Below are 11,001 nucleotides of genomic sequence, written 5' to 3' on the forward strand. Positions count from 1 at the left end.
CACTCTTGAGCACATGCGGAGGTTCAGCCTGTGGCTGCGAGGAAAGCCGATGATCGCGGACAGCGCGCTGGCGCTCGTGTTCTTCGCGCTCGAGGTAGTCACGTTCGTCAGTTCGCCGCGTGAGGAGCGGTGGCCTCAGCTCGTCGTCGGATTTCTGATCTGCCTTCCCGTCGTGTGGCGTCGCAAATATCCGCGTGTGTCCGCTGCGTCCATATTGTCGATGTCGTACTTCGCGACCCTGATGATGTGGGCGACTGGGGATCCGGCTGCGGAACATCCAGGCCTGCTGGCGCTCGGAGTTTCGCTCTACACACTCGTCGCCTACGTCGATCGGCGTACCGGGGCGATATTCGCGTGCTTCCTTGCCCTGGACATGACTCTCTCGTTGCTCGTCATCCGCCAAGACGTGATCCTGACGATCATCATCGCGACGCTGCTCTATGCACTGGCCTGGATCACCGCCGAGTTCTTGAGCGCCCGCCGCGCCTACGACGAGGAAGTGGCCGCCAGACTCGAAGTGGCCGAATACGAACGGGATCGGCGTGCCGAGGATGCGGTGGCCACGGAAAGAACCCGAATCGCCCGCGAACTCCACGATGTCGTCGCCCACGCGGTCAGCGTGATGATCGTCCAGGCGGACGGCGCGTCGTATGCGGTCGATTCCAATCCGGCGTTGGCCAAGAAAGCGCTGGGCAACATCTCCAGCACCGGACGCGACGCGCTTGCCGAACTTCGCCGGACCGTCTCGCTTCTGCGCACCGAGGTCAGTAGCGACGCGATGCCGCAACACGGAACGGCTGGTATCGCCAAGGTCGTCGAGATGATGCGTGCCGCCGGACTCGGCGTGCGCCTCGAGCTGACCGGTGAACTCGACGACGTCAGTCCGTCGGTCAGCCTGGGCATTCATCGCCTCGTCCAAGAGTCCCTGACCAACGTCCTCCGTCACGCCGGCGCAAATCCGAAGGCACGAGTCACCGTGCGCCGCACCGAGACCGCGGTGCTGCTCGAGGTGGTCGACAACGGAACGTCGAGTTCGACCTTCTCCCACGGTTCGGGGAACGGACTGGTCGGCATGCGCGAGCGGGTGGCGGTACTGCACGGGACACTCGAGACCGGACGACGCCCCGACGGCAGTTGGCGTGTCTATGCGGAACTACCACTCGAGATCCACGACTGATCCAGGCGATGTCTCTGTAACCAGGTGCCGGAGCAATCGCGTTGGCACCGACGTCTCAGGCCCGATAGGTTTACGCGGTGCCCATCACCGTGCTGCTAGTCGACGATCAGGAACTCATGCGGATGGGCCTGAACATGGTGCTCGAAGCACATGAAGACATCTCGGTCATCGGTGAGGCCGGCGACGGAGCCGCGGCGGTCGCAGCGGCGGTGGCGCTGAAGCCTGACGTCGTGTTGATGGACGTGCGGATGCCGATTGTCGACGGAGTGAAAGCCACGGAGCAGATCCTTGCCTCCGGGATCGAGTCGCGAGTCCTCGTCATGACGACGTTCGATCTCGACGAACACGCGCTCGGCGCCCTACGAGCCGGAGCGAGCGGCTTTCTTCTCAAGGACACACCGCCTGAGGATCTCGTGTCGGCCATCCGCAGCGTGGCGGCCGGTGATGCGGTTGTCTCCCCGAAGGTGACACGTCGTCTGCTGTCGAGGTTCATCGTGGACGGTCCGGCGCCGCGACGCGATCCGGTTGTTCTCGACGTCCTGACCGAACGCGAACGAGAAGTCCTCGGACACGTGGCCACTGGCCTGTCGAACATCGAGATCGCACAGCAGCTGTACCTGTCCGAATCGACGATCAAGTCGCACGTCGGACGCATTCTCACCAAACTCGATCTGCGTGATCGTGTGCAGGCTGTGGTGCTGGCCTACGAGACCGGACTGGTGACTCCGGGCGCGTAGGCCAGCCGCCTGTCAGGCAGCGAGCGTTTCGCTCTGCTCAAGCATCAAAAGAGCCCACTGTTGGCAGCACGATGCAGGTCTTCCCGTCTGCGTAATCGACATTGCCGAACAGAGCGGCAAACACCTTGCCGTCACCGGTGTCGACGACCTTCGAGAGCAACGGCGTATCGAGTACGGGCAACTTCTCGTCCAACGGGACGATGCCGCCCTTGAACGTGCCGACGTTGATCCAGGCGACACTCAACCCTGATGTCTTGGGGATGCCCACGTAACCCGGGATTGCCTGGAAACGAAGGTGATCGGCCTCGACCCACGGCGGCAAGGGGAAGTTCGGACCGGCCTGCGCGGAGCTGAGCGTGACGGTGACAGGCTCGCCGGCGATGCCGCACCCGATCGTCGGTGCCGGGTACATGAACGACTGTGGCTTCGTGACGCCGACGGCGGGGATATCGAGGGCTGCGGTGATCTGGTCGGCGCCTGCCGTGCCGATCAGCTGCTGGACAGCGGCAGACGCTTCGGGGGAGATGGCTGCGGCCTGGGCGATCAGCGCAGCAATACCTTCGGGTGCAACCGGTTCTGCGGCGGCGGTTCCGGCGCTCGTCATCGTGCTGCCGGCGGTGAGTGCCACGACGGCGGCAGTGCCGGCGAGGGCAGCCGGGATGCGTCGGGCGAGTGTCTTGCCGGGGAGTCGGCTCATGTCGGGCTCCTTCATTTCATGAGGCCGGGAAATGCGGCCCGAAGTGACTTGACCACGTCCAGACTCTCAACGTCAACTTGAGGTTTAGAATCGTTAGCGGAGCGTTAGTTAACGCCAGGCAAGTCGACGGCGCCCCGCAGAGGCCCCATGTGACTCACGGCACCCGCCTGTTTTGCAGGTCTGCATCGCTGTCGGGAGAAAAACCGGGCCCTCGAGCGTTGAACGGATAGACCGTCTGAAAGGGGACGTCATGATTGCCGCCGTATTCCTCCTCTACGTGATCGTCGAGATCGCAGCCTTGGTCATCGTGGGCAACGCCATCGGTGTCGCCTGGACCGTGCTGCTGTTTCTTGCCGGATCGCTTGTCGGATTGATCCTCATGCGTTCGCAGTGGCGACGGGTCATGGACGGATTTCGTAAGGCCACGCGGGGTGAGGGATCGCCGTCACTGGCGGTGGCCGACGGCGCCTTGGTCGCGGCGGGCTCCGCGTTGATGTTCGTGCCCGGACTCGTGACTTCCGTTCTGGGCCTGCTGCTTCTGATTCCGCCGACCCGCTGGGCACTGCGCCCGCTTGCCGTCCTCCTGGCAGGCAAGCGCGCAGCAGCATTTGCTGCCGGTGGTGACGCCTTTGCCGGAACCGTCGGCTACGCGGCGCGGATGCGCGGAAACGGCGAGGTGATCGACGGCGAGATCATCGTCGAGACACCCGAAACCACCGAGTACGTAGCCAGCAACGGCAAGGAACTGGTCCTCGAGGGTGAGATTCTGGACACGGATACACCCACCCGTTCGCGGGGGCCGCAGTACTAACAGGCAGACTGGGTGCTCGTGACTACTCGTCTGCTGGTCAACGGCCGGATCTACAGTTCATTTGCACCTGACGCGACCTCGATCGCCATCACCGACGGCACCGTCGTGTGGGTCGGCGACGAGCGCGCCGGACGGGCGTTGCACCCCGCCGCGGAGATCGAAGACCTGGGCGGTGCGTTTGTCACTCCCGGGTTCGTCGACACCCACGTCCACATCACCGCACTGGGACTCAATCTCGTCGGCCTCGATCTCGTGGGCGCGAACTCTCTGGACGAATGCCTCTCGCGAGTACGAACATTCGCAGCCGCGAACCCCGAAACTGCCCATCCCGACGCAGTCATCTGGGGACACGGTTGGGACGACACCGAGTGGGCCGAGCAGACGCCGCCGTCGACCGCAGATCTCGACGCCGCGGCACCTGGCCGCAAGGTATACCTCTCGCGGATCGATGTTCACTCCGCCGCGTGCTCGAGCGCATTGCGCGACGGCATCTCCGACCTCGCCGACACCGCTGGATACTCAGCCGAGGGCCCGTTGACGTTCGACGCACACCACCTGGCGCGCAATGCCGCTCGGAATCTGCTGACGGAAACTCAGCGCGCTTCTGCTCGTACCGCTGCGCTCGATCTCTGCGCCTCACGCGGAATCGTTGCCGTTCACGAGTGCGGGGGACCGGACATCTCGGGATTGACCGACTTTCAGGAACTCCTGTCCCACGATCACGGCGTGGAGGTTCGGGGCTACTGGGGTGAACGCGTCGACAGCGAGGAGGACGCGCGCGCGCTCCTCGACAAGACCGGTGCCCACGGACTCGGCGGGGATCTCTTCATCGACGGTTCTCTCGGTTCACACACCGCCTGGTTGCTCGAACCCTATGCAGACCAACCTGATTCGACGGGAAACGCCTACCTCGACGTCGACGCGATCGCCGCACACATCCGGGCCTGCACCCTCGCGGGTGTCCAGGCCGGATTCCACGCCATCGGTGACGGCGCCGTGTCTTCGGCAGCTGCCGCGTTCCGGAAAGTGGCCGACGAACTGGGTGGCCCCAAGGTCGCCGCGCTGGGTCACCGCCTCGAACATGCGGAGATGATGTCGATGGCCGACGCGGAAACCTTTGCTGCCTTGGGCGTCATCGCGAGTGTCCAGCCGGTGTTCGACGCACTGTGGGGAGGCACCGACGGCCTGTACGCGACACGTCTGGGCCTCGACCGCGCGGCAGCTCTGAATCCGTTTGCACCCGCTGCCGGTAAGGGCGTCTCACTCGCATTCAGTTCCGATGCGCCGGTCACCCCGATCGAGCCGTGGGCGATGCTGCGCGCCGCTGTTCAGCACCGCACCGACGGAAGTGGGATCTCGCCGCGTGCGGCCTTCTCCGCAGCAACACGCGGTGCTTGGCGCGCGGGCGGCGTGCGGGACGGCGCCGCGGGAACGCTCAATCCGGGCGCACCGGCGTCCTACGTGTTGTGGGAGGCAGGCGAACTCGAAGTGAGTGCACCGGCCGACTCGGTTCAGCGATGGTCCACCGATCCGCGCTCGCGAGTACCCGCTCTGCCGAGGTTGGCGGAAGATGCGCCGATTCCGGTCTGCATCGAGTCCGTGCATCGCGGACGCGTCGTCTATCAGCGCAGCTCGACGAGTGAGTGAGCGCAGCGCCGAGGCGCCCGGCAACGATCGCTCCCGCGTGAACGCTGTGCTCACCGGTTCGGCATGGCTGCGTTCGCTGTACGCAGCCGCAGGTGGATTCCTGATCTTTGCCGGGTTCCCACCCCGCCCACTGTGGTTCTTGGCGCCCGTCGGGATCGCTCTTCTGACGTGTGTGTTGACCAACTTCGGCCGCGGCGGACTTCGCCTGCGTGCCGGCTTCGGTTACGGGTACCTGGCCGGTCTCGGATTCCTGGTGCCGCTGCTTCCGTGGATCGGTGTGTTCGTAGGCGCGGTCCCGTGGATCGCGTTGGCCGCGGTGGAGTCGTTGTTCATCGGACTGTTCGGGTTGCTCGCTGTCCTGGTGGGGAGGTTGCCGTGGGCACCGTTGTGGATTGCCGCGACCTGGACGCTCACCGAGTGGCTTCGTTCCAGCGTTCCTTTCGGCGGATTTCCTTGGGGCAGGCTCGCATTCGGTCAATCCGAAGGGTGGCTCCTTCCCCTTGCGAGTGTCGGCGGTGCGCCGCTGCTCAGTTTCGCGGTGGCCCTGACCGGTACCGGCTTGGCAGCAATTGCCGTCGCTGTCGCAGCCAAGCGGTGGGACCGAGGATTCTTCGGAGCTGTTGCCGCTGCCCTCGTGCCCGTGATCATTGCCCTTGTGGCGTCGCCGTTCCTGGCCACCATGGATTCCGGCGACCGAACGATCACCGTCGCCGCGATTCAGGGAAGCGTTCCGCGGTTGGGCTTGGACTTCAATTCACAACGCAAGCAGGTCCTCGACAATCATGTGAGCGAAACCGTGAAACTTGCCGCCGAGGTGGACGCGGGCCGTGTCGATCAGCCTGACGTCGTGATCTGGCCGGAGAACGCCTCGGACATCGACCCCTTGCGAAACGCCGATGCCGCGGCTGACATCACCCGAGCCTCCGAAGCGATCGGGGCGCCGATTCTTGTCGGCACCGTACTCGTGAATGCCGATCGCACGACCACGAACTCGGTGATCGTGTGGGACGGCGCCGATGGTCCTCAGGAACAACACGACAAGAAGATCATCCAGCCGTTCGGCGAATACCTGCCTTACCGGAGCTTCTTCCGGAACTTCTCGTCCTATGCCGATCGAGCGGGCAACTTCGTGCCCGGCGAGGGCAACGGGGTCGTCCACGCAGCGGACGTACCCATCGGCGTCGCAACGTGTTACGAGGTGGCGTTCGACCGAGCCTTCCAGGAGTCGGTCCGCAACGGTGCACAACTTCTCGCGGTACCCACCAACAACGCCACGTTCGGCGACACCGAGATGACGTATCAGCAGCTGGCGATGTCGCGCGTGCGGGCAGTCGAGCACGGTCGCGCGGTGGTCGTTGCTGCGACCAGTGGCGTCAGCGCGATCATCGGTCCCGACGGCGCGGTGACCTCGCAGACCGAACTGTTCGTGCCTGCCGCACTGGTGGCGAAGGTGCCGCTCTCGACCAGCACCACTCTCGCCACCCGAGTAGGCCCGGCGCCGGAAATCGTGCTCAGCATCATCGCTGTCGGCGCGATTGCCTTGGCAGTGATCGCGAGGCGCCGGGACAAGGCCGAGCTACCTGCCGAAAAGACGGCAGCAACCTGACCCTCGGGAATCACTCCCCACCAACAGGGACGGAAAACAGGGAAGGCCGCATCACGCGACGGCAGTTCCCTCGAGTTCGACCATTTGACCCGGGATTGCCAGCCGAGCCACGCCGAGCATCGTCGTGGTTGGTGCGACCCCGGCGGCGGCCAGCCGTGAGGCCAACATGCCGTAGTGCGTGAACAACAGGTCCACATCTGTGGTGTAGACGTTGAGACGGACCAGGTTTGCCAGACTCATGCCGGCCTCGGCGAGCACTGCCTCCATGTTGTCGAGGCTGAGCGCTACTTGCGCAGCCATGTCGCCTTCATTCCGAGGTCGACCGTCTTCGCTCATCGACGTCTGGCCCGAGATGAACAGGGTCCGAGTCTGCCCGGAGACAATTTCACCTTGGTTGAATCCCATTTCCGCCGACCACGTCACCGGGTTGACTGCCGTTCGCTCCATTGCCACGTCGACTCCATTCGATTGTTCGAAAAACGTATGGGCGGGGGCTCGACAGCCCCCGTCTCCACCGTCGTGGAAGAAGCCTGTCAATAAATCACGACACTCTATGTCATGTATTTCGGTACATTTTCGGAATGCGTGCTGATCGGTTGGTCTCGCTCGTGCTGATACTGCGCCAACGGGGCCGGCAGTCCGCGGACGCACTGGCACGTGAGTTGGAGGTGTCCACACGTACCGTGTTGCGCGATATCGAGGCTTTGTCTGCGGCCGGGGTACCGGTCTACGCCGAACGCGGTCGAAACGGAGGTTTCGCGCTGCTACCCGGTTTCCGAACCGAACTGACCGGACTCAACCACGACGAGGCACTTGCACTGCTGACCGCGGGATCGGCGCGTGGCGAGCAGGTTTTCGGACTCGGCTCGGAGCTCGCTTCAGCCATGCGCAAGGTCGTCGACGCGCTACCCGAAAGCAATCGAGTTCTCGCGGACATTGCAGCCCAGCGGTTTCTGATCGACCCCGAGAAGGATCTGCTCTCACGGCGATCGGTCACCGAGGAAGTGCCCGACGCGGTCTTGATCGAGGTCCGGCGTGCGGTGCTTGCCGGGCACAAGCTGCGGATCCACTACGCAGCGGTGAAACCGGGCGCCGAAGTGGCGCACGGTGGATCCGGTCGGCCTGGTCACGGTGCGCGGCAAAGGCTACCTGTTGTCCGTGACCTCGGGCGCTGACCGGACTTATCGGTTGTCTCGGATTCTGGCCGCAGAGGAACTCGCCGAACTCGCTGAGCGGCCGGCCAGTGTCGATCTCGAACAGATCTGGCAGGAACGCAGTGCGCGCTTTCGGGCGGGCGGAGACCAGGTGGCCGTGCGGCTGCGGCTGAATCCGGCACGCAGGGAGGAGTTGGTAGAGACCGCGCTGGGCGTGCATGCCGAGAGTGCCGGAGACGACGGATGGCTGCGGATGGAGGTCACCTTCCAAGATTCGCGACATGCCGAATGGGCGCTGTGGCAGCTTGGCGTCGATGCGGAGGCGTTGGCCCCGCAGTCGCTGCGCATTGCCCTGTTGAGCCGCGCCGCCGCAGTGGCGGAAAGCTACCGCGAGTCGTCCTGACGCTTCAGGGGCCGTCTTCGCGGGTACTCGCTGTGCCACCCGTTCCAGCGCAAAGGCGGCGTTCCGTGACCGAGCCCGAGAAGACCCAGCCACAGAAAACCGAGCCCCAGAAGACCGAGCGACAGAATGCAGTTCGTAAAACGAGCGTGGTCGATGCGGTTCTGCAATCACCGCTCGCGGGCCTGTCGCCGTGGATCCTGCTGTCTTTACTCTCCGGGCCGGGAAGGTTCGAGGAATCCGCAGCTGCCGCGCTGGGGTTGTCACTGCTGATTTTGGCGGCCAGTCACCGGCGTGGTGGCACCGTGAAGCTGTTGGAGGTCTTCGACGTCGCGTTCTTCGGCGTTCTGGCGGCCATCGGGCTACTCGCGTCGGCGAACACGATTCGGTGGTTCGAACTCTGGGGAGGCGAACTGACCAACATCGCACTGGTGGTCTTCGCCTTCGGGTCGATCCTGCTCCGCAATCCTTTCACTTTGCAGTACGCGAAAGAGTCGACGCCCGAGGAGTATTGGACGACGCCGTTGTTTCTGCGCATCAACTACGTCATCACGGCAGTATGGGCGCTCGCCTTCACCTGGTCGGCTGCAGTGGGCCTGTTCGGAGATGCACGGCTGCACGACGGTGACAACTTCTGGACCGGGTGGATTCTGCAGTTGCTCGGAACCTTCTTCGCGATCTCGTTCACCGAGTGGTACCCCGAGTACGCGCCGAACAAGGCGGCTCAGGCGCAGGGCCTCGATACCGAACCCCCGCAGTCGATTTTCAGGCTGTTCGACTTTCTGCCGGTGTTCATAGCCGTGACCGGAATCGCAGGGCTGGTGACCGACTCCGTTTCCGTGACCGCAGGCGTCACGTTGATCCTGGTCGGCGTTTTCGGATATCTGGCGATGCGAAGATTCACGGTCGACTAGAAGGTCGCAGTCATCGCGCGCCGAGGGGAACCTGGTGCACGATTGTTTCGGTGACCGGCAGAGTGTTGACCGCCTCGATCGCATCCCACTTGTACTGGCCGCATGTGCCCTGGGGAACGAGCGGCCGCATACCGTACCCCCGATCGTCCACGAGCCACACGGTCGGCGGTACAAGCTGGTCTGTCATGCAAGAGGGATCCCGCGGGTCGGAGGGCACTCTGAAGGCGGACAGAACGGCCGACAGATCGCCCCTACGATGCTGCTCGACCCAACCGCCCCTGCCATCGCCCCTGCCATTGTCATTGTCATTGCCATCGCCATCAGTACCGAAGTCGCAAGTGATCACGTGAGTGGGGGTGAATCCGTCGGGGATCGATTTCGGTTCGGAAACGAGCACTCCGGTGCCGAGCGACGCGCCGAGATTGTCGGCGAGACAGGTCGCCGGCTCGAGCATCGAAAGATCGGCTGTCGGGGGAGCAGGGGCGGAGCCCAGCACCGGGGACTCGGCACTTCCGCAGCCCACAAGGAGAAGCAGTGCGCCCGCGCCGACAAACATTCCTGACGGTCTCATTTCGACACCGTATCCGAGGTGTCCCCATGCCGTATCGAAGTTTCATGCCGTATCGAAGTTTGGTGCACCGAAGTTTGGTGTGTCGCAGGGTGGGGGATACAGCTCACACTGGTGCACGAAGCAGTGCCGATGGTTCTCCAGCGCGAATCCAGCATTCGCGCACTGTCGGCTGGCGAGTGCGCCTGGATGCTGAATGACGTTGTACTGAAATATCTTTCAGTACGGCGAAGCATCTGGAGTTACCACGTCGAAGAAGGGCCGAAGTATGACGTCGACTTGTGAACGATCACTCCCCGAAGAACGAGAAAGACCGCCCGGTGTAGAACCGGACGGTCTTGATCGAAGTGCTAGTTCATGCGCCGCGACGCTTGGCCTTCAGCAAGTCGAGACGCTCTTTGAGGAGCTCTTCGAGTTCCTCGACCGAGCGACGCTCGAGAAGCATGTCCCAGTGGGTACGGGGAGGCTTGACCTTCTTGGCTTCGGGAGCAGTTCCCTCCATGAGGCTGCCTTCGAGGCCGTTACGGCACAACCAGGTACCGGGGATCTCGGCTTCGTCCGCGAACGGGATGTCGAAGATCTCGCCGTTCTCGCACTTGTACTTGGCCATACGACGGGGCGCGAGGTCATGGTCACGGTCGGTCTCGTAGCTCACAGCTCCGAGTCGGCTACCTCGAAGTACGCGATCTGCCATGGTGGTGTCCTCTCTTCGTTCGTCACCGCTGGTGGGCGCCCTGACTTGGGGAGTAGACGCTCACACTCATCTACAACGCCACGAGCACCCGATTGGTTCCCGTGTGGCGAGAAGACGCAACCTCTCCATCTTACCGGGTACCGTGCGCGTTCATCGAAGGCGTCCGAATCTCGAGTACAGTGTCGACTCATGGCTGAGAGCACACGCGTCGGATCACCGCAGACTGCGCGTTCCGGAAACCCGTGTGTGTGGTGCGGCCGCGAGGTCGCGGTGACGGGAGTGGGTCGTCGTCGCCGGTACTGCAGCCAGTCCTGTCGCCAGCGCGCCTACGAACAACGCAGTGCTGTCAAAGGCACGTCCATCCCGGCTGACGCCGTCATCTTGACCGCCGTCGAGGCTGTCGAACTGGTGGATCGGATGTTCGAGGTCCGCTGCGCCGCCGAAGATGTGGCGACAGCTGTTGCCGAGGGCGCCGAAAGTTCGGAACTCACACAGTTGTGTGAACGGTTGACCGAACTTGCCCGCGAAGCCGAACGTTTCCGGTGAAGCAGGTGTGGGCAACCGGTTTCTAGCCTTGCGTTGAGCACCGCAGCACT

Annotated in this window: 11 protein-coding genes and 1 pseudogene; 8 read left to right on the forward strand and 4 right to left on the reverse strand. The window is 63.7% G+C overall.

Annotation, left to right across the window (positions count from 1 at the left end):
• Positions 1 to 13: 13 nt before the first annotated feature.
• Positions 14 to 1,177: a sensor histidine kinase gene (locus tag ACWF6P_RS09575; RefSeq protein ID WP_277377122.1), complete on the forward strand. Its 1,164-nt coding sequence runs from the start codon at positions 14 to 16 to the stop codon at positions 1,175 to 1,177.
• 77 nt (positions 1,178 to 1,254) lie between these two features.
• Positions 1,255 to 1,914: a response regulator gene (locus ACWF6P_RS09580; RefSeq protein ID WP_003945024.1), complete on the forward strand. Its 660-nt coding sequence runs from the start codon at positions 1,255 to 1,257 to the stop codon at positions 1,912 to 1,914.
• Positions 1,915 to 1,951: 37 nt separating this feature from the next.
• Here the strand turns inward: ACWF6P_RS09580 and ACWF6P_RS09585 are convergent, their stop codons facing one another.
• The gene (locus tag ACWF6P_RS09585; protein ID WP_452620874.1) at positions 1,952 to 2,611 is read right to left on the reverse strand and encodes a hypothetical protein; all 660 of its coding nucleotides are present in this window, start codon (positions 2,609 to 2,611) and stop codon (positions 1,952 to 1,954) included.
• A gap of 250 nt (positions 2,612 to 2,861) precedes the next feature.
• On the opposite strand from ACWF6P_RS09585, the gene ACWF6P_RS09590 reads away from it, so the two are divergent.
• The 3 genes from ACWF6P_RS09590 to lnt are packed head-to-tail and all read left to right on the forward strand — an operon-like array spanning position 2,862 to position 6,675.
• Complete coding sequence (locus tag ACWF6P_RS09590) at positions 2,862 to 3,422, forward strand: FxsA family protein (protein WP_003944915.1); 561 nt, start codon at positions 2,862 to 2,864, stop codon at positions 3,420 to 3,422.
• A gap of 12 nt (positions 3,423 to 3,434) precedes the next feature.
• Positions 3,435 to 5,069, forward strand: a complete 1,635-nt coding sequence (locus ACWF6P_RS09595; protein WP_452620875.1) for an amidohydrolase — start codon at positions 3,435 to 3,437, stop codon at positions 5,067 to 5,069.
• Positions 5,070 to 5,106: 37 nt separating this feature from the next.
• Positions 5,107 to 6,675 carry an apolipoprotein N-acyltransferase gene (gene lnt, locus ACWF6P_RS09600; RefSeq protein WP_452621004.1) on the forward strand — a complete coding sequence of 523 codons (1,569 nt, stop codon included), beginning with the start codon at positions 5,107 to 5,109 and terminating at the stop codon, positions 6,673 to 6,675.
• A 51-nt stretch (positions 6,676 to 6,726) separates the two neighbouring features.
• Here lnt and ACWF6P_RS09605 read toward each other — a convergent pair whose 3' ends face one another.
• Positions 6,727 to 7,122, reverse strand: coding sequence for a RidA family protein (locus ACWF6P_RS09605; protein ID WP_452621005.1), 396 nt, complete (start codon positions 7,120 to 7,122; stop codon positions 6,727 to 6,729).
• 134 nt (positions 7,123 to 7,256) lie between these two features.
• Between ACWF6P_RS09605 and ACWF6P_RS09610 the strand changes: the two are divergent.
• A pseudogene (locus tag ACWF6P_RS09610) lies at positions 7,257 to 8,232 on the forward strand (helix-turn-helix transcriptional regulator).
• 65 nt (positions 8,233 to 8,297) lie between these two features.
• Positions 8,298 to 9,143, forward strand: coding sequence for a hypothetical protein (locus tag ACWF6P_RS09615; protein WP_317552846.1), 846 nt, complete (start codon positions 8,298 to 8,300; stop codon positions 9,141 to 9,143).
• 10 nt (positions 9,144 to 9,153) lie between these two features.
• Here the strand turns inward: ACWF6P_RS09615 and ACWF6P_RS09620 are convergent, their stop codons facing one another.
• Both ACWF6P_RS09620 and ACWF6P_RS09625 read right to left on the reverse strand, forming a co-directional pair.
• Positions 9,154 to 9,330 (reverse strand): hypothetical protein, encoded by a 177-nt coding sequence (locus ACWF6P_RS09620; protein WP_452620876.1) that lies wholly within the window; start codon positions 9,328 to 9,330, stop codon positions 9,154 to 9,156.
• 736 nt (positions 9,331 to 10,066) lie between these two features.
• Complete coding sequence (locus tag ACWF6P_RS09625; protein WP_230815631.1) at positions 10,067 to 10,405, reverse strand: RNA polymerase-binding protein RbpA; 339 nt, start codon at positions 10,403 to 10,405, stop codon at positions 10,067 to 10,069.
• Between the two features lie 189 nt (positions 10,406 to 10,594).
• Between ACWF6P_RS09625 and ACWF6P_RS09630 the strand changes: the two genes are divergently transcribed.
• Positions 10,595 to 10,951 carry a hypothetical protein gene (locus tag ACWF6P_RS09630; protein WP_192804714.1) on the forward strand — a complete coding sequence of 119 codons (357 nt, stop codon included), beginning with the start codon at positions 10,595 to 10,597 and terminating at the stop codon, positions 10,949 to 10,951.
• Positions 10,952 to 11,001: the final 50 nt, after the last annotated feature.

The organism is Rhodococcus sp. NPDC055024 (genome assembly GCF_053608585.1).